We start from the raw sequence: 19,293 nt of genomic DNA on the forward strand, positions 1-19,293 counted from the left end.
ACTTATGCGAATTTTCCCTGATAGGAATCTAATGAATCCAGTCGAATATGTCGTCCCTATACGTACAGCACTAGGGGATAGCGAATGGCAAAGAATCCTTGATGAAATTAGGCTATATCGACGATATGATGGCGATTTAAATGTTTGGTCTGATTATACGAAACCATCACAACTCGACTATGAGCCTACGAAATTAGAACTAAACTATCCACGTAAGATAGTCGATACAATCGCGGCATGGCAATTTGAGAAAGAGCCGAAAGTAACGGTCCCACCTGATATTATTGATGATCCAGCGTTAATGATTCAACCGGGGTATGCTCCAAGTGAAGAACAGCACGTGGAGAATAGTCGAGCGAAAGCAAAAGAGAGATTATTAACGTGGGTTTGGGACGATAATCGAATGCATGAAAAGTTACTAGCCGCAGCGAAAGATCGTTCAATTTCGAGAACAGGTGTGTATGCACGTATTCATTACGATAACCGACGTGGTGAGTTGAAAATCATCTGGCACCCATCAACTGAAGTAATTGCGGTACACAACGAATGGAATAAGGATCAGTTAGACGCAGTACATTTTATCGCATGGCTTGACGATGAGCAAACTCGTCTATGGAAACTCTCGTATTACCTAGTTTGGCATGAAGAAGCTGGGAAATACGATTGTGAAATTGAAGAGGCTGTTCATGACGGAGACTTAAGTGTGCGGGAATCAAGAGTTGAACGATCGTCTATGGGACTAGATTTTATTCCGGTAGTACACGTTCCTACTGAGAAACTAAGTGGTCGAACTACCGGTTACAGTGAGTTGGAGAAAACGATTGAGTTATCGGATGAAATTGACCGTAAGATGTCGGATTACTCGGATGCAATTCGTTTTGAGATGTTCGCTATCAATCTACTTGTTAACGTGGATGAGGACCCGAAAAATCCGTTGCAAATTGCTCCAGGTGCGAAATGGAATCTCGGTGATGGAGACAAAGAAAATGGAGTACCTAACGCAAGTAAGTTAGAAAGCGGCTTTAAGTTTAAAGAAACGATTGAAGCGTACCTTGACCGCTTGCAAAAACGATTACACGAAAAAGCGGAAGTGCCAATCGTAAATACAGCCGACATGAACACTGGAGGTATCAACGATATGGCCGTTCAGCTTATGTTTAGCGCGATTATATCGAAAACTCAACGTTCTTGGGTAATATGGCAATCGCGTTTGCAAACTTTAAACGAGTACATTCTTCGATATATGAAGGCGAGACAAGAGCACCCAAGATTTAAGTACGATAAGGAAATGCTTGCGAAGGTAGATAACTATTATTCTAGCGAGATTATTTTCGGATTACCTTTACCGCAAGATCAAAAAGCGTTAATAGAACAGTTAGGTGAAGAAATATCTAACGAGATTGAATCTATTAAAGGCGCAATTACGCGAAGTGGTAAAGAGAACGCGGAGCAGAAGTTTATGGAGATTATTCAAGAACGTCAATTAAAAAGACAGACACAAGACCCTTATAAAGAATGACATAATTATGCCTTACGAAATGGCATTAAACTTTCGGATAGATTAAATTACAGCCGACGGGCTTAAAACGGTTGGAGGCAATCGCATGAGTGAAGTAGTAAAAGAAGATGTTGTGGTAACTGACCCAAAAGACGAAACGAAAATTCTTACTCAAGAACAAGTCGACGAAGTAGTTGCTAAACGACTTGAGCGTGAGCGCAAAAAATACGAAGACTATGATGACATTAAAGCGAAATTAGTCGAGTTTCAAAAAGCGGAAGAAGAGCGAAAGAAACAAGAAATGTCGGAAGTTGAACGCTTGCAAGCCGAAAAAGAGGAAGAAGCTAAGAAGGCGCTAGAAGCTTCGGAATTAGCACAAAAAGCGCATGAACAAGCGAATACACGTATTTTAAATACGGAAATCAAAAGCGTTGCCCGTGCTTTAAATGCGAATGACCCTAACGATGTTTTAGCGTTATTGGACAAGTCAGATATTAAAATCGATGAAGAAGGCAGCGTACAAGGTGTGGAATCAGCAGTTGAAGCGCTAAAAGCGAGCAAGCCGTGGATGTTTAAGCAAGTTATCGGTGTAGACGCATCAGGTGGGTCTAATCCAAAGACTAATCCTAAAGCTAACGAATTAACAGCGTTAGAGAAAGAGTTAGCAGAAACGAAAACCGAAGCATTAAGAAACCCTAAACTCGCTGGAAAGGTTACACAATTATATAACAAGATACTCGAATTAAGATCAAGGAATTAAATCAGTCGCTTATTAATGTAAGCGGCTTTTTTATATGAAAAAATTTAAAACACATAGGAGGCTATTTAATATGGCAGTAGCAAATACTTATAATTTCCAACAACAAGTACGTCAGATGGCGGCAAACGTAGACTTAATCCTTCAGAAAGCACCAGTATTATTCAGTTTAATTGGCGAAGGAGATACGCTTACACAAACGAAATTTGAATGGCAGAATGATTATTTAAATAGCGACACAGGTATCGTCAAGACAGCAGCGGCCGCAGACGCAACGGAAGTAGTATTAGCAGACGGTGAAGCGCGCAAATTTACGGAAAACGCGTTAGTACAAAACGGTCTTGAGGTGTTACGCGTTGTATCAGTTGATGAGTTAGCGAATAAAATCACTATCCAACGTGGGTATGACGCAACAACTCCGGAAGCAATTACAGCAGGAGCAGAGTTAAAAGTAATCGCGAGACCACGCCCTGAGGGTGAGGATGTTTTTCGTAAGAATGAGATTAATGACCGTCTAGTGTCATTTAACTTCTCTCAAATCTTCTCTCGATACGCGTCTGTATCTCGTACACAACAACAAGTTAACACTTACGGCGTAGAGGATGAACTAGATCACCAAGTCAACCTACGCTTACAAGAATTGATTCGTGAAGCCAATAACTCATTAATTTATGGCCGCAAATATATCGGATCAGGACAACAACCACGTTCAACAGGCGGTTTATTCGCATTTGCTAGTGAACATGGTTCGCACGTCCAAAACTTTGGGAACAAAGAAATTGACGCTAAATCGTTAAATGACGCAGTTGAGCAGGTATTTGTTCGAGGTGGTTCAGTGAATACGATTCTTTGTGCGCCGAATGTCGCTCGTCAAATCACGAAATTAGGCGGCGATACTATTCGTACAACTCGCCAAGATACAGCGGCTGGTTACCAAATCTTATCGTTCGTATCTGATTTACCAGGTGGAGCAATTACTAGTGTAGTAGTTGACCAAAATATGCCGAAAGATCGTGCTTTGCTATTAAATACTGATAATATCAAAGCTCGTTACTTAACACCTATTTACGATCAAGATGCAACATTACCTGGCGGAGACTATTTCTCACGTGTAATTCGCGGTGAGCTTGGATTCGAAATCAAAAACGCGAAAGAGTCCATCGCAGTTCTTAGCGGTATTTCTAAGACAGTTGCTTAATTACGGGTGGTTTATAACCGCCTTTTTATTTACTTGAAAGGAGTACAATAAATGCCTATTTCAGAAAGCGAAGTGAAGCGTCTAAATGTATCGATGCCAGTCGCTAATGACGTTAAGTTGGGTGAAATCATAAAGGCTTTACAAGAGTCTTCGGGTGGTACAATAACTGTCGCGTGGTCAGATATCGACGGTAAACCGAGTACATTTTCACCTTCTACTCATACTCACACAATCGCTAACGTGACGAATCTACAGACTTCACTTGACGCAAAACTAACAGCAATTAAAGCAGCACCTCAAGCGAATAGTACCGCAACGGATATAGCTGGTCTTGTAACGGATTTTAACGCGTTACTTGCGAAACTTAAAACTGCGGGGGTGATGAGTTAATGGCTAAATACAAGACGTTACCAAACTATGAAGTGATTCGTCCGAAACTTCATATTCAGTTCGACTCACAGGGATTTTACGTAACATACGACGAATCAGAGATCGAATACTTGGACGAAAAAACTCCTTTTATCGAACGTGTGGATGTACAGGTAGAAAACTCAAAACCTAAACCACGAGGTAAGTCGACAGTTAAAAAGTCAGAATAACGGAGGTGACGCCAAATGACGGTGTCAGAACGATTACAGTCTCGTTTATCAAAGGTTCCAGGCGTTACGTCGGCTGACATCTACGATTGGCTAGCCGAAGCTATAACTGAATCGGATTTTACGGAAGAAGAAAATGCTAATGCGATATTTTATCTTGCACTTACATTCGCCTATGAAGCTATCGCGGCAGACGCAGCACGTTACTTCTCATACACTGACGGAGAAGAAGCTGTCGACAAATCTATGATCTTCGCAAATTATCAAAGACTAGCAGCAGACGCACGTAAACAATATCGAAAATATAGACGGGGCAAAGGCGCTAGTCAAACATTTGCTAAGAGAGCGGATTGGAGGTAGTTTCATGAGTGAATTACAGAACGAGTTTGACGACGCACTCGATAAGATTTCGCATCAATACGAAAAAGAAAACGAAAAACAAGTAGAAGAGACGGTTAAGGAAATCCTCCTAATCCGTCTTTTTCTTATGGACTTAATTAACGACTATCAAAAAGACGATGTAATTAAACGAGGAAGATTAAACGCTTTATTACGAGATTTAGAGCATTATGAAAAGGTATTTCGCAAGCAGGCGGAGGCGTCATTCGAAAAAGTAATCGATGATACCGCGAAATGGACAACTTCGAAGCTTGCAGAAACTAGCCTTGGCGTAACGGCTTTAGATTCCGTAAATAAACACGTTGTGCAATACAGGCTTAAACAAGCAGGAACGGACGGTTTAATACTGTCTGACCGAGTGTGGAATCTAGCGGGTGATGTACGTGCCGAGTTAACGAAGGTAATACGTTCCTCCGTTATTAAAGGCGAAAGTGTCAGTAAAATCTCTCAGAAAATACGTGAAGTACACGATAACGAGAAATGGAAAATCGAACGTGTAGCGGTAAGTGAGAGCAATAATACGCACAGAGCAGCCACTATCTATAACGGAGACGAAAGCGATATTGTTACAGGTTACAAAATTATCGATAACGGACATCGCCACCGATACCACTCGAAGCATATGTGTTACAAATTGGCGAGACGTGATGCTTACGGACTAGGTCCCGGTAGATATCCGAAAAAGATTCCGGAAAGTCTAATGGCACAATTAATCAGCCCGCATCCGTCTTGTTCTTCTCGTTTAAATTACATTATTGGTGAGGAGGTGTAACGAGTGTTAACCGAAAAAGACGTTGAACAAATCCGAGCTAATCGAGAGTTAATCGAACAAATGAGACGTGAGCCTATTATGATATGGCGTAAAGGTGTTTCGGAGGATGATCCGATTACAGGCGAAGTAATTGGCGGTGAAAGTACGAAAGAAACGGTACAAGTCGTTTGGAAGAAATTCACGCTTGAAGATAATGTGAAATTCGCAGGTACTGACGTAAAGGAAGGTGAAGCGCTCGTTACTTTTCGCCTTGACATCGATTTGAACAACGTCGAATACCTCGAAAGAAACGACATTAAATACGTAATTATGTTAATTGACGAACGAGGATTAGGTGGAATCAACCGTCGAGAAGTAGTCGTGAAGAGGGTGATTTAATGAAGGTCAGCGTAAGAATTAAGGGAATGGACGGTATCCAACGAATGAATAATTCGGATCGATACAAAACCCCGATTGCAAATACAGTAGAAAAACACGCAAGACTACAAGCGAATACGGCTTCGAATAGAGCGCCAGTAGACACAGGACTTTTAGCAGGCAGTATTCCGCCAAGTGTAAAACCGATTAAGGAAGATAAAACGGGATGGTCTTACGGATCACCTGTCGAATACGCAGCCGTTCAAGAATATACGCACAAAACGAAAAAAGGTTTCATGCGTAAAACAGCGTTTGAAGGCGAACAACCATTAGTATCCGATTTAGAAAAAACGGTACAACGAACAGCGAGAGGTTTATAACGATGTATACGGTAAATGACGTAATGTATTCGTTAAGAAAAGCGTTAGAGGAATTCGCACCTACTACATGGGTATATGATGGTGTTTCATTAACTGGAAAAGCAAAGCCGTTTCTTACGATTGAATCTCTAACGGGGACAGTCGACAGATACTCGAAAGACAATTACGCACGCAATCACTTAATCCAAATCGGAGTCTATTCCGATACGGTATCTAACCGAAATGAAATACAAGATAGAATTATCGACCGACTAGAAAGGCGCTCTATCGACTTGTACGACACAAGTTCGAAAATGCCTAATCTAGTCGGTTTTTTATATGCGGAAGTTTCATCGTTCGAATCTGTTCCGCAGGAAGACATAACGCAACTAACGGCGAAATATCGCAGTTTCATCACGATAACGATACGAAAATAACGAGGAGGAATACGGATGGCAGGAACAGCGGCAGCACCGGAATTTAAAGGGAAAGAGACGTTGTATTTAATTGACATTCCACAAGCAGCAGGCGAAAGTAAAACAGTTCGTTTGTATAACCAAACTTCGGGATCACGCTCTATTGAAGCGGGTGAAATCGAATTAAAGACAAAGGATAAGAGCGGTAGCGACTACGGAGATGTAACGCAATCAGTTTCTATCGAGGGCGTAAATACGGAAGGTGACGAAGGTTTAGATTACATCGAAGAAGCGATCACGAATAAGGTACTCGTTAAAATCCACGAGGTTTCATTACGTAGTGCTACAACGACGTCATTTAAGACGAAAAGCGGAACGTTTATGTTAAGTAGCGTTGAGCTTTCGCATGAAAACGAAGAGTTCTCGAAATACTCTATCGAAGCGAAATTAAACGGTGGTTTAACAGTAGGTACGATTACAACGATTCCTGCAGGAGCGCCAGACGGTGATATTGTTCAACCTTAACTATAGTGGTTTGTGGGCGGGGGGAAACCTCGCCTTTTTAATTTCGAAAATAAAAATAACGGAGGTTTTATAAATGGCTAAATCATTTACACGTTTTGAAGTAAAGGGAAAAGAGTACGAACTTAAATACGGTTTCGAGGCGATTAAATTAATCGATGGAAACGGTGGGCCATTCGAGTTTGTTCAGAAAGCGATGCAAGGCGGCATCTCTGATTTCATTGATGTCGTTTATTATGCACTAATTCATACAGAAGAAGGAATTACTCGTAAGGATGTCGAGGCAGAGATTGAGCGCCAATTATCCTCCGAAGAATTATCCTTCGACGACATTTTAAAGGTGAATAAGGCGGTCGTTCTCAACAGTTTTTTCTTCAAGAAGACAGTGAACAAGTTACTAGTGGGGATGGAAGAGAGTCAGAAGAAAGCGTTCGAGAGTCTGTACGAATAAACGTCGATGACTTACAAGCTGATTGCTTTCGTTATTTCGGAATGACAACGCTAGAGTCCAAACGTTTAAGTATCAAGGAGTACCACATCATGCTTACCGGCTATCGCGAACGGAAGCTCGATACTTACGAAGATGCTAGTATTCAAGCGTTGTTTAATCGAAATGCTCAAAGCGAAAAGGTTAAGTCATTAGACGATATATATAAACGTCCTGAAAATGCTCGAATGGTCGAGGCGAAAGCAAAAGAACGTGAACGAATCGTAGACAAACTCCAAACTAATGAAGCGTTCTTCGACAATATCGAACGAGCATTACGAAGTCAAAACGGAAATGGCGGTGAGTAACAATTAGTCAAAACAAAGTGGAAGTACAGTTACTTGCGGACATAACAAATTTACAACGGAATTTGCAACAGGCGACACGTGCGTGGGACGAATTTTTCCGTCATATTAGTAGACCACCGCCACCACCACCGCCTCCTCCTGTTCCGCCAGGTCCACCGCCACCACCGCCACCACCACCGCCAGATTATTCGAGTTGGCAACGGAGTTTTCAAAACGTAGGTAACGGAGTGCAGGAGATGGGACGTAGGGTTCAAGCGGTAGGACAGGGTATGACGACGGCATTTGCCCCAGCAGCCGCCGCTTCGGGATTTTTCCTTGGCAAGATGATCCAAGATGCGAGGGAGTTCGAAAGCCAAACTCGTAGGGCAGCCGTACTCACAGGCGGATCATATAACCAAGTAAAATCCGACATTCTAGCTATGGCGAAAAGCTCCGTGTACTCAACCAGTCAAGTAGCCGCCGCCTTCGCAGAAATGGGCGCAAAAGGTTTCGACGCAGCTCAAGCGACTGACGCATTACCAGGCGTATTAAGTGCCGCCGCAGCATCAGGCGAAGACTTAGGTTTAGTTGCCGATACAATCACAAGTGCGCTTAATGCCTTCGGAATGGAAGCATCGAAAAGTGGACATGTAGCTGACGTGCTCGCCCAGGCGGCGAATCAGAGTGCGGCGGGTGTAATAGATCTCCAGTATGCCTTTAAGTACGCTTCAGGACCAGCGGCACAACTAGGAATTTCGATGGAAGAATTAGCGGCTTCCGTTGGGATCATGAGTGATTCTGGTATCCGTGGAGAAACGGCTGGTACAGCTTTAAGATCGGCAATGCTACGTTTAGTTAAACCACCGAAAGCAGCCGCTAACATGTTGAAAGAGCTTGGAGTTACTACAACTGATAGTAGCGGTAACATGAAGTCGCTCTCCCAAATTGTCGGTGAGCTTTCGAAAGGTATGGAAGGCATGACAAACGCTCAAAAAGGTGCGGCGTTAGCTACCATTTTCGGTACGGAAGCAGTCTCCGGTATGATGGCGCTTGTTTCAGCTGGACCGGAAAAGATTAATGAAATGACAAAAGCGCTCGAAAACTCCGGTGGTGCTAGTAAAAAGGCAGCCGACGAAATGCTCAAAGGATGGGCTGGCGCATTAAAGATGATGGAATCTGCTATAGATTCTACCTCTAAGGAGTTTGTAGACGCCCTCGGGCCTGCTATAGAAGCGGTCGCCAATTCCGTAATTGGATTGGTAAATTGGTTCTCTAACTTATCAAAACCGATGCAAAGTGTAGTTGCTATTACGGCGGCCTCTGTAACAGCGTTTTTAGTTCTCGGAACAGTTGTAGGTATAATGGCAAGCGCGATTGGTACTACGCTTATTCCTCTTGGCATGTTTATCGGATGGCTCGGGAAAAGCGCTGCGGTTGCGAAATTAGCAAGCGTGTCAATGATTGCTCTTCGAGCCGCCTTCGCATTCCTAACGGGTCCTATCGGTATAGTAATTATGGCATTAACAGCGATGGGCGTAGCGTTAGTTCAGTTATACCAACGTAATGAAGCGTTCCGAAACGGAGTTAATAGCGCCTGGGATTCTATTAAATCGAAAGTCACCGAATTAGCTTCGGCGTTTATGAACTTTGCAGGTCCGGCAATCGACGCAGTAGTCGCAGGTTTCAATCGTTTAAAAACGGCTATTATGTCAGCGTTTAGTGGAGACTTTAGTCAATTAGGTGAGATATTTAAAACGATTGGACCATCTATCGCGGCTGCTATTATCGGGGGTATTCCAGGGGTAATTATCTCAGTATCGCGTTTCTTACCTGCGATTGCAGAGTACCTTAACGCTAACAAAGGGATTATCGTAGAGGCGATTACGAATGTATTTAATTCAGTAGCGAGTTTCTTAACGGGTACATTACCGCAGTTAATCGAAACTGGATCGCAAATTATTACGTCTCTCGTAAACGGACTAGTCCAAGCCGCACCTTTAATACTAGAAGCGATGGTCGGCGTAATCAATACGGTGATGCAGTCGATTGCAACGAATCTACCGATTCTTATAGAAGCCGGTATGCAAATCATCCAATCGTTAGTTACCGGAATTACACAGGTACTACCTACGATTATTGAAACCGGATTACAGCTTATCATGACGTTGATTACGGGAATCGTTCAAATGATTCCGCAATTGATTCCTGTAGCCGTAACGATTATCCAGACTATCATCGAAGGGATAATGACGGTATTACCTACGCTAATTGAGATGGGAATTAACCTACTAATCTCGTTAATAACAGGTATAACACAAGCGCTTCCAATGGTTGCATTAGCTATTATTACGGTTATCACTACGTTGATTGACGCAATCACTGCGAATTTACCTGCGATTATTACAGCTGGTATTTCGATATTGACGACGCTGATTGACGGTATTGTACAGATGCTACCGCAATTAATCGACTTAGCGGTTAATTTGATAATGAAAGTTGCTGATACGATTCTAGCGAATTTACCTGCGATTATAGAAGCGGGGGTTAAGATACTGATGGCGTTAATCGACGGTATCGTTAAGATACTGCCTCAGTTAATTAATGCAGCGTTAGACCTCATCACCAAAATAGTTGCTACTCTAGACCAAAACTTACCGAAAATTATTGACGCTGGTGTGAAAATCTTAATGGCTCTAATCGCCGGTATCGTCAAGATAATTCCTCAATTGATTATGGCGGCATTGAATTTAATTGTCACAATCGTAGGTGAGTTAATTAAGAATCTACCGAAAATACTCGAAGCAGGTGTTAAGTTAATTGAAGCGTTAATCAAAGGTATCCTATCGCTTTTAGGACAGTTAGGAAGTGCCGCGCTAGAAATAGGCGGAAAGATAATAGATACGCTTAAAGATGTCGACTTATTAGGAATAGGTAAAGATATTATCCAAGGTCTTATTAACGGTATCGGTTCGATGGCAGGCGCGGTATGGAACAAGGTAAAAGAGATAGCGGGCGGGATTAAAGAGTCGATAATGGGCGCGATGCAGATGCACTCACCTTCGCGTTGGATGCGCGATATGGCAGGTAAAAATATCGGTAAGGGTTTAATAATCGGTATGGATAGCATGAAATCTTCCGTTCAATCCGCAGCGGCTAATATGGCTGACTGGGTAAAGCCGGAAATGCTTGCGGTTGATACTGACTACAGTAACGTGAACTTAGCTAAAGCTGTTTCACCTTCGGCGTATGCGACGGATAGCGGGCGTAAAGGTACCGTAGATAATACGCAGTCAAATCGTAATCTTGTAATTGAAAACGTAATGGTTATGGATGGGTACGAAGTTGCAAGAGTGACTCAACCATACATTGACGATATGCAAAGCGATAAAATATCAATTAAATCTTATATGAGAGGGGGGCGCTGATGAATACGATTGTCGAAAGACTGAGTGGAGAAAGATACGATCTCGAAGAACTAGGCATTGTCACAAGAGACTTCCTTGTATCTGCCCCCTCTTATCGTCATACAACTGAATCGATGGAATCAAGACCAGGAGCGATTGATCTAGGCACAACTTACGACGTGCGAAAAATCAGTTGCTCTTTTTATTTAAAGGCGCAGGATATGGATACTTACGCTATAGAGCGTGGTGAAGTATTCAATATATTCCGAAGTGAAGAAGAGTTTTATATAACCGATACCAGGCTGCCATATAAACGTTGGAAGGTCAAATGTAACAATGCATACGATATGGATCAACAACGATATTACGGTTTCTTTGATGTTGAATTTACAGCTTCATTGCCGTTCTCAATCTCAACATTAAATACATTAATGCCAGACTTCGAAGTGTATGCGCAAGATGCCTATTATGGTTTGGGTTTAGATTGGAGCAATGAATTGAAATACATTCATAACACTACCTCATTTAAGATTCTGAACGCAGGTAAGGTTGCTGTGAATCCAAGGTATATACCCTTAACAATTCAATATAAAGGGGCTTCGAATAGCTTATCTATAAAGAATAAAACGACTGGCGATGTTTGGTCATATACGAAGACAACAAGTGCGAATGACACCTTATTACTTTCTTCTGTGAGAAGCACAAAGAACAGCTTAAGTATTTTCAGAGATACAAATAGAAAGCTAATCACATTAGCACCTGGATGGAATGAATTCGAACTAACAGGAGCTACAGTCCCATTCGAAATACAATTCGATTTCAATTTTTATTATCTATAAGGCAGGTGATATGTATCTTAACAGTAACTGATTTGGCAGGTAATTCAGAGCCCCTGGTAGGTTTTAAAGGGCTAACAAGACAGCGAACAATTAATGGCGAGAAGATATTGAGTTTCTCGCTTTTTCCATGCAAAGAAAACGAGTTTTCATTTTCGATGGTAGAAGAAGAAAGTAAAGTTGAGTTCGATGGAGAAACGTACGTTATCAAATCGTTGAAGGAAAGAAACGTCGGGCTTACTTACTACAAGCAAGTCGAGTGTATTCATGAATTTTTCGTTAAAATGACTGAAAAACAAAAGTACGAATCGCATTCCGGCAGCATGACTTTCCTAGCTGCACTTGATTTCATTTTCGATGGCACAGGATATCAAACGGCAGCAATAGACGCTTTTTATTCAAGAGACTTTGAAAATTTCGGTGAAGATAACCGCTTATCTTTATTGAAGAAAGCACTCGAACGGTATAAAGCTGAGATGTCACTTAGCGGCAACTTAGTTAAGTTCAGAACACGGATTGGTGAAGATACAGATTTTCAGTTTCGGTATAACTTCAATGTTAAAACATTTGAGCGTAATGTCGATACGAAGTCACTTCGCACTTATATTCGTGGATATGGTAAAGACGGATTGATGAGGGAGTACACGAGTCCAAACGTAAACGTATTCGGTTTTAAGGAAGCTCCAGCTGTCAGAGATGACCGTTACACGACAGTCGAAGGATTAGACGAGCGGTTAAAAAGCGATTTGCAAGATGTTCCGTTCATTAGTATTTCACTAGATTTCGTTGATTTACGGAAGGCTGGATATCCTTACATTATTCCATCTGAGGGAGATCGAGTCTTTCTTATTTATGAACCAATGGGTGTCGATATCGAAACGAGAATACTAGAAATCGTAGAAGAATTCGATGCGAATTTGGATCCGATAGCGACTAAAGTAACATTATCGAATAGAAAAGAGGATTTTGCTGGTACATTCTTTTCCTATATTGATAATTCGTTTTCGCAAATCGTAAACGAAGACGGAAAAGTTAGATACAACGTGCTTGATGATGGTGTGAAACGTGCTACAGAGGCGATAACATCAGCAGAAACGGAATTAACTTTCGAAAATGGTATTTTAGCAGTAGATCCGAATAATCCGAATAACCTCGTTGCATTTAATAGTGCTGGTATTGGGATAAGTCGAGACGGTGGTCACACCTTCAAAAATGCTCTCACTTATGAAGGTTTAGTAGCAGATGCAGGTTTTGTTGGTTTTCTTAGCGCTAATAACATTCGTGCCGGCATTTTGAAGGCAATTAACAACCGTTTCGGCATCAATCTTGATGAATCATCGATTGAATTTTATAGCTTAAATGGTTCTCCGGCTTCTACGATTTCACAAGCAATAGGTCCAGATGGGCGGGAAATCACATATTGGACAATCGAGAGAGTCAGGAACCCGAAGGCATCATTATCAATAGGTGTTAGAAACAGCGATGGCTCAGTAGGTAACAACATCTTTATAGACGGGCAGACCGGTAACGTAGCGATTAATGGACCGTTTTTCGAAGTGCATGCATATGGGAAATTCTTCGGTTGGGTTGATTTTTCAGGACCGATTAACTTTACGCCGTCGTCTTACTTTAACTCGCAGTTACAAGGAACAAGCTGGACGATTGATAATATCGGTGGTCATAACGGGGCTATTTTTGCTCCTAAGACTTCCGGAACAGGATCGCTTGGAACGACTACTTGGACATGGGCTGAAATATGGGCAGCTAAATGGAACGGGGTAGCTTTCAGTGATTTTACCACTAAGGGAGTTTTTGATGCGCGGGTAAAAGTAGTTGATGCTGCTCTACAAAAGATACGAGATGACCTAGCAGCAACGGACACTGTTGCAAAAGCAGCAGTAACGACAGGGACGTTTAATACTCGTGTGACAGCAGTGGATAGAGCGTTTGATGATGTCCGGAAAACTCATAACGATAGAGTTACGGTTGTAGACGGTGCATTTGATGATGTTCGAAGACGTTTAGATGCTTTAGAGGCACGACCTCTGCCACCAGTATAAAAATAGGATGATCAAAACTATACATCATGAAAGGAGAGGATACATTGAGAAACGAAACGATAATAATTGATTTAGCGAATCCTGTTTCTACAAAGACGATCTACTCTCGTCAAAATGATAAAAGTGGATTAAAAGTAACTGTGTACTTAAAAGAGAAAGGACAAGCGATTAACCTTACGGGATACGTTGTAAAATACGAAGCAGCAAACAAAGACGGGAACTTCATTCGAGATGATGCAATAGTCATCGATGCTTTAAAGGGAGTATTCGAGTACACTTTTTCAGCAGAAGCTGTTTCTACTCCTAACGTATGGGCAGCGTATTTCGTGTGGGAAAAAGGTACGACAGAACGAGTCAGTACGCAAGATTTAAAAGTCATCTTAGGTCGTGATGTGAAGCAAGGGAAGATACAGGTTGAAAATTATCTTTCTGATTTTGACAAAGCTCTTGAAATTGTACAAGGATATCAACAAGAAATAACCGCTACGAAACAAAAAATCGATGAGTTAACGACGTTGATTAACGCGAAGAACGTGCAGATACCAAAAATAACAAAAGATGATGGTTCGCAAACTATATCCGTTAGTGATACAAGTAAAAATATCCTCGATGAGATTTTAGCTAAAGGCGCAGGCATGAACACTATTTATTGTGCTGCGGCTGTGCAGGGAACTACACCTGAAAATATTGCTTGGCGCGGAATTTCTTATTTTACCCAAACTAACATTGGCTTTATCATGGCAAAAGATTATCGGGGTAAATTTTGGACGAACTATATGAATGGCGTAAACGGTTGGATAGGTTGGGCAGAACATGTCAACTCTACTCAAGTCGTCCTGAAGACAGGTGGAAATTTTACAGGTGACGTCACTTTTGATAAACCTGTAAAACTCCCTAACGACACCGATTGGACAACCATCACTCCACTGAATGGGGTTACAAACCAAACAGGTAAGACATCAAAAGTGAAACGAACAAACAATACAGTGTGTCTTAATATGAATGTAATTGGTGTGAAGAACAATCACATTATCGCTACACTTCCGGCTAACTTCCGTCCGGTTAGTGACCTAGGCTTTTCAGCAACATATATTCTCAATGATCTGAATGCAAGCAACGGTATTATTACAATCCGTGCAGATGGTTCTGTCCACTGCGAATGGATCGCTGAAGGAACAAATCCTCTGAAATTTTGGTCGTTCACTTTGACTTACATGATTTAAAGAAATCTAAGGAGATGGGCTTATGAAACTAGTACACTTATATAGCAAAGAAACAGGAGCTTATCTGGAGGATATCCTTGTGTTTCCTCGTTATGAAGAATCAGAAGAAGTCTATGACATCCCTGAAAACTCTACAGAAATCCCTTTATATCAGCCGAACTGGAAGCCTGTTTTTGGAAATGAGAAGTGGGTAGAAACAATCACGCAAGAAGAACTGGATGAATGGAACAAACCAAAACCACAAGAACCATCTGAATTCGAAGAGTTACAAGAAAGAGTTGAGTTTTTAGCAAAACAAGTAGCTGATCTAGAACTAGAAAAGTTAGAGTAGGTGAATAAGATGCCAAGTAAGTATTATGAAAAATGGAGAATGTTTTGGCTTTGTGGTGTTACTGTAAATCAAATGTTAAGAGCTGTAAGAGTTAAATATATTACGATTGCGGAATTCGAAGAGATTACAAGTTTGAATTTCCAAGAAGAATTAGAAAAGGATGGGACAGTCATTATCGACTGGCTATAAAGAAACGTAAAGACTTAACTGATAAGTCTTTTTTATTTTGCCTAAAAGGAGATGAGCGATGTTTATGACGGAAGAAATCTTTAAATTAGCGTTATCACAAGGACTCTTAGCAGTCCTTTTTGTTTGGCTATTTTTCGATTCACGTAAGGAGAGTAAGGAGCGCGAAGGTAAATACCAGTTTGTTATCGAGAAGAACCAAGAGGTAATCGAAGAACAGGCGAAAGCCTTCGGTTCGTTATCGAAAGATGTAACGGAGATTAAGCAAATTCTTCATATTAAGGAAGACGGAAAGTAATAGGAGGGCGATAGCATGGCCGAAATACAAGAGCGATTTAAGCCGTTCCATCTAAGCGTAGATACGAAAAAAGAGCTTATCTCCGAGAAGATTAAAGTTTCACAGAATGATTTGAACTCCGCTAAGTTATTTATCGATGTTACGCAAGACGGAAATCCGTTACCGCTAACAAATGCGAGCGTTAAAGCCGCGTTTAAAAAGCCGGACGGCAAACTAGTATTCCAAGATCAAAAAGTCGAAGTAGTAGACGCAACAACAGGACGTATTTCTATCGTCCTTACTACGCAAACCGTAGCGGTTGTCGGTGACGTAATCGGCGAGATTCATATCGAAGAGTTAGACAAACGAATCGTAACATCGAAGTTTAGATTCTACGTTGAGGAATCGTTTATGTCGGATAGCTCGCTAGAGTCAACGAATGAGTTTCCGATGTTTGAAAAAGTTATGGATGCCGCGGAACAACTTGACGGAGTAGACGTTCCGGCTTTAGTTGCGTCTAAAGAGACGGCGGAAACAGCACTAGCTAAAACAACGGAAAATACCACTCAAATTGGGATTTTGTCTGAAAATCTAAATGATAAGACAACTTTTGCTAAACCTAAAAGTATTGTTTTTAACAATTCCGTAAAGAAAAAACCATTCGCAACGATTATCGACGACGATGGACGTATTGAGGCTCTTACAAAGTTAAAACCTCTTCTAGATTCTAAAGGGGTAAAAGGAAATGCCGCGATCGTTACAAGTTACATGTTGGGTGCGAGTAGTCTTTACATGCGCAAAACAGAAGTAGACCAATTAAAGGGCGCAGGTTGGGATATCATGTCACACACTGTTTCCCATCAACATTTATCGACTCTTACAGACGCGCAAATCCTAAGTGAAATTAAGGATTCAAAAACAATCTTAGAATCAAACGGATATGATGTAGACGCGATTGTTTACCCATACGGGGACGCTAATAAACCATATATTCACGCATTAGCAAAGGAAAACTATAAATACGGTTTTTCTGATTTCGGGGTCCAGGATATACCGATGCGCAGCACGGGGATAAAAAGAATTACGCTAGGTTCCGATGAGGCGTTGACATTGGACTATTTCAAAGGTCATGTAAACACCGCAAAAGCCAATAACAGTTGGTTAGTTATTTGTACACATATCGGAACGACAAGCGCAGCGCAGTTTCAGATACTATCTGATTTGATTGATTACATCCAATCGCAAGGAATCGAAATTGTAACGGCATCAGAAGCGATAAAAACATTTGGAAACGTTCTTGAAAATTATAACGACGAGACAGGCGAAAACTTGACAGTTCCAATTATTGGCGGCGTCTATTCTGATAAAATAAACAATGCGTTCCAAACGAAAATAAACACAGGGTTCACGGCATCCACTCCTATTACATCATTTGAAAAAGGGAAATTAACGAGCACTAGATTTTTAGTGGCCGACAATTCCGGATTTCCGTCGTCAAATGGTACGGGTACACTAGAAACGTATCGAGACATAGAGAAGGAAGAATTTTCGTTTCAAAAGTTTTACTCATTAAATTTGCGTACTGTATATTATAGGGCGTGGGATAAAACTAATAGTATTTGGGCAGCGTGGAACACATTCACGACACGAGACACAGTAAAAACCACTGTAAATGTAGTAGCAAAAACTATTCCCGCACATAGTACGATAGATGTGTTATTGCCGGTGGCATCATTAAGCACAACGCGCGAAATGAATGTGTATCCTTTTTCACCTTTAGAGGCGGGAGTAGGTTTTTGTTATTTTTACGGAAATAGTACCAACGTAAAGTTAAGACTCATGAATTTGACAGCTGCCGATATAACAACAGCGGCGAGAGATTGGACGGTTATCATTTCTTAATTTTGAATAAAATACGGCATTGATAGATAGAGAGGTTAACCGCCTCTCTTTTTATTTTGCCTTGAAAGGAGGCGAACACAATGCGTAAATACGACGTAGCAACAATCGGACGATATGTTCTACTAATAATCGCTGTAATTAACAGCGTTCTGAATCTCGTAGGCTATCAAACGATAAGCAATGAATTAGCAAACGATATCGTCGCAGCAATCACTGGTATCTACACGCTATACGTCGGTGGTAAAGGGTTCGAAGGATTACGGAAAGCACGTAAAATAAAGGAGGACGTAAAATGAAACGTTTAACTAAATTATTTATTTCGATGGCTACCGTAATGGTAGTCTTTTTTTCGTTCATGGGCGGCGCTTTAGCGGATTCAATTAACCGCATGCTTATTCCGGATTTACCGAAGATTCAATATCGTTACGGCGCATACGAAGGCGTCGTAGCTCACTCGACCGCTACGCCCGAAGCGCCCGCTATTAATATCCGAAACTATGAAGCGAGAACTTGGCGTAATGCATTCGTCCACTTCGCAACGGACTGGAACGAAACGATTCAAATAGCGGACACTAGATACATTGCTTACGGGGCAGGTCCAGCGGCAAATAAACGGTTCGTTCACGTTGAATTATCCGAAACTAGCAATCCGGCTAAGTTTAAGTCATCGTACGAACGCTACGTTAAATTACTAGCGAAGATTCTAAAGGACGGTAACTTATCCGTTGAAAAAGGCCTATGGACGCACAGTGATGTAACGCATACTTTAGGCGGTACAGATCACGAAGACCCACGCACATACTTAGCTTCTCATGGCATATCTATCGCTCAGTTCCGTGCAGATGTTAAGAGAGCATATGATAACGGTGAAGGTCCTTCTGTAGTGAATCCTTCGAACCCTACACCAAGTAAGCCGGAAGAACCTAGCGAAGTAACGCCAGTAAACGGTGTCGCATACATCGAAGGAACTAACGTTAACTTACGTAAAGGTCCAGGTGCTGACTACTCTAAAATCCGTAAGTTAAATAAGCCGGAAGCGTACAAAGTATTCGCTGAAAAAGACAACTGGCTTAACTTAGGTGGCGACCAATGGGTTAAAAACGATCCGTCTTACATTCGTTATGATAAGGGTAATACGAATGTAGGGAACGAGAATAGTAACGTAGTAGGTAAACGTGTAGTATCGAAAGTAAATAATTTAAACTTCTATACGAAAGCAACGTGGGACAAGTCGTATTTAGCCGGTACTGTCGATCCTGATTTCGGATTTACTATCGATGCTAAAGTTGACGTGAATGGTTCTCCGCAGTATAAAGTACACAATTCGAAAGGAACTACGTTCTACATTACGGCTAGTAAAGCGTATGTGGATGTACGTTAGTTAGACGAAGAAAAGACCGCCTTTTACGGGCGGTCGATTTTTTTT

Annotated in this window: 23 protein-coding genes; all 23 read left to right on the forward strand. The window is 41.5% G+C overall.

Annotation, left to right across the window (positions count from 1 at the left end; translation table 11 throughout):
• Positions 1-4: 4 nt before the first annotated feature.
• The 23 genes from QUF99_RS15145 (at position 5) to QUF99_RS15255 (ending at position 19,248) form a co-directional block, all read left to right on the forward strand.
• On the forward strand, positions 5-1,519 hold the full coding sequence (locus tag QUF99_RS15145; RefSeq protein ID WP_289371067.1) for a phage portal protein: 1,515 nt from the start codon (positions 5-7) through the stop codon (positions 1,517-1,519).
• Between the two features lie 85 nt (positions 1,520-1,604).
• Positions 1,605-2,258, forward strand: a complete 654-nt coding sequence (locus QUF99_RS15150; protein ID WP_289371068.1) for a phage scaffolding protein — start codon at positions 1,605-1,607, stop codon at positions 2,256-2,258.
• 70 nt (positions 2,259-2,328) lie between these two features.
• Positions 2,329-3,453: an SU10 major capsid protein gene (locus QUF99_RS15155; protein WP_289371069.1), complete on the forward strand. Its 1,125-nt coding sequence runs from the start codon at positions 2,329-2,331 to the stop codon at positions 3,451-3,453.
• A 51-nt stretch (positions 3,454-3,504) separates the two neighbouring features.
• Positions 3,505-3,843 (forward strand): head fiber protein, encoded by a 339-nt coding sequence (locus QUF99_RS15160; RefSeq protein ID WP_289371070.1) that lies wholly within the window; start codon positions 3,505-3,507, stop codon positions 3,841-3,843.
• Positions 3,843-4,052, forward strand: coding sequence for a hypothetical protein (locus tag QUF99_RS15165; protein WP_289371071.1), 210 nt, complete (start codon positions 3,843-3,845; stop codon positions 4,050-4,052). The genes QUF99_RS15160 and QUF99_RS15165 overlap by 1 nt, the downstream gene beginning before the upstream one ends.
• A 15-nt stretch (positions 4,053-4,067) precedes the next feature.
• Complete coding sequence (locus QUF99_RS15170; RefSeq protein ID WP_289371072.1) at positions 4,068-4,409, forward strand: hypothetical protein; 342 nt, start codon at positions 4,068-4,070, stop codon at positions 4,407-4,409.
• Between the two features lie 4 nt (positions 4,410-4,413).
• Entirely contained in the window at positions 4,414-5,220 is an 807-nt protein-coding gene (locus tag QUF99_RS15175; protein ID WP_289371073.1) for a hypothetical protein, read from the forward strand.
• Between the two features lie 3 nt (positions 5,221-5,223).
• Positions 5,224-5,598: a hypothetical protein gene (locus tag QUF99_RS15180; protein WP_289371074.1), complete on the forward strand. Its 375-nt coding sequence runs from the start codon at positions 5,224-5,226 to the stop codon at positions 5,596-5,598.
• Positions 5,598-5,957 (forward strand): hypothetical protein, encoded by a 360-nt coding sequence (locus QUF99_RS15185; RefSeq protein WP_289371075.1) that lies wholly within the window; start codon positions 5,598-5,600, stop codon positions 5,955-5,957. The genes QUF99_RS15180 and QUF99_RS15185 overlap by 1 nt, the downstream gene beginning before the upstream one ends.
• Before the next feature lie 2 nt (positions 5,958-5,959).
• Entirely contained in the window at positions 5,960-6,373 is a 414-nt protein-coding gene (locus tag QUF99_RS15190) for a hypothetical protein (protein WP_289371076.1), read from the forward strand.
• A 15-nt stretch (positions 6,374-6,388) separates the two neighbouring features.
• Positions 6,389-6,877 carry a phage major tail protein, TP901-1 family gene (locus tag QUF99_RS15195; RefSeq protein ID WP_289371077.1) on the forward strand — a complete coding sequence of 163 codons (489 nt, stop codon included), beginning with the start codon at positions 6,389-6,391 and terminating at the stop codon, positions 6,875-6,877.
• Positions 6,878-6,950: 73 nt separating this feature from the next.
• The gene (locus QUF99_RS15200) at positions 6,951-7,325 is read left to right on the forward strand and encodes a tail assembly chaperone (RefSeq protein WP_289371078.1); all 375 of its coding nucleotides are present in this window, start codon (positions 6,951-6,953) and stop codon (positions 7,323-7,325) included.
• Positions 7,326-7,414: 89 nt separating this feature from the next.
• The gene (locus tag QUF99_RS15205) at positions 7,415-7,669 is read left to right on the forward strand and encodes a hypothetical protein (protein ID WP_289371079.1); all 255 of its coding nucleotides are present in this window, start codon (positions 7,415-7,417) and stop codon (positions 7,667-7,669) included.
• 2 nt (positions 7,670-7,671) lie between these two features.
• On the forward strand, positions 7,672-11,073 hold the full coding sequence (locus tag QUF99_RS15210) for a phage tail tape measure protein (RefSeq protein ID WP_483298634.1): 3,402 nt from the start codon (positions 7,672-7,674) through the stop codon (positions 11,071-11,073).
• Positions 11,073-11,891 carry a phage tail family protein gene (locus QUF99_RS15215; RefSeq protein WP_289371081.1) on the forward strand — a complete coding sequence of 273 codons (819 nt, stop codon included), beginning with the start codon at positions 11,073-11,075 and terminating at the stop codon, positions 11,889-11,891. The genes QUF99_RS15210 and QUF99_RS15215 overlap by 1 nt, the downstream gene beginning before the upstream one ends.
• Positions 11,892-11,896: 5 nt before the next feature.
• Positions 11,897-13,948 (forward strand): phage tail protein, encoded by a 2,052-nt coding sequence (locus QUF99_RS15220; RefSeq protein ID WP_483298602.1) that lies wholly within the window; start codon positions 11,897-11,899, stop codon positions 13,946-13,948.
• Between the two features lie 44 nt (positions 13,949-13,992).
• Entirely contained in the window at positions 13,993-15,171 is a 1,179-nt protein-coding gene (locus QUF99_RS15225) for a BppU family phage baseplate upper protein (RefSeq protein ID WP_289371082.1), read from the forward strand.
• 22 nt (positions 15,172-15,193) lie between these two features.
• A complete protein-coding gene (locus QUF99_RS15230; RefSeq protein WP_289371083.1) occupies positions 15,194-15,502 on the forward strand; it encodes a hypothetical protein in 309 nt (102 codons plus the stop codon).
• A gap of 9 nt (positions 15,503-15,511) precedes the next feature.
• Entirely contained in the window at positions 15,512-15,691 is a 180-nt protein-coding gene (locus tag QUF99_RS15235; RefSeq protein ID WP_289371084.1) for an XkdX family protein, read from the forward strand.
• Between the two features lie 64 nt (positions 15,692-15,755).
• Positions 15,756-15,986 (forward strand): BhlA/UviB family holin-like peptide, encoded by a 231-nt coding sequence (locus QUF99_RS15240; RefSeq protein ID WP_289374663.1) that lies wholly within the window; start codon positions 15,756-15,758, stop codon positions 15,984-15,986.
• A gap of 15 nt (positions 15,987-16,001) precedes the next feature.
• Positions 16,002-17,867, forward strand: coding sequence for a BppU family phage baseplate upper protein (locus QUF99_RS15245; RefSeq protein WP_289371085.1), 1,866 nt, complete (start codon positions 16,002-16,004; stop codon positions 17,865-17,867).
• 80 nt (positions 17,868-17,947) lie between these two features.
• Positions 17,948-18,163, forward strand: coding sequence for a phage holin (locus QUF99_RS15250; protein WP_289371086.1), 216 nt, complete (start codon positions 17,948-17,950; stop codon positions 18,161-18,163).
• A complete protein-coding gene (locus tag QUF99_RS15255; RefSeq protein ID WP_289371087.1) occupies positions 18,160-19,248 on the forward strand; it encodes an N-acetylmuramoyl-L-alanine amidase in 1,089 nt (362 codons plus the stop codon). The genes QUF99_RS15250 and QUF99_RS15255 overlap by 4 nt, the downstream gene beginning before the upstream one ends.
• Positions 19,249-19,293 lie beyond the last annotated feature (45 nt).

This window comes from Bacillus sp. DX4.1, from assembly GCF_030348195.1.
In the GTDB taxonomy this organism is placed as follows: Bacteria; Bacillota; Bacilli; order Bacillales; family Bacillaceae_G; genus Bacillus_A.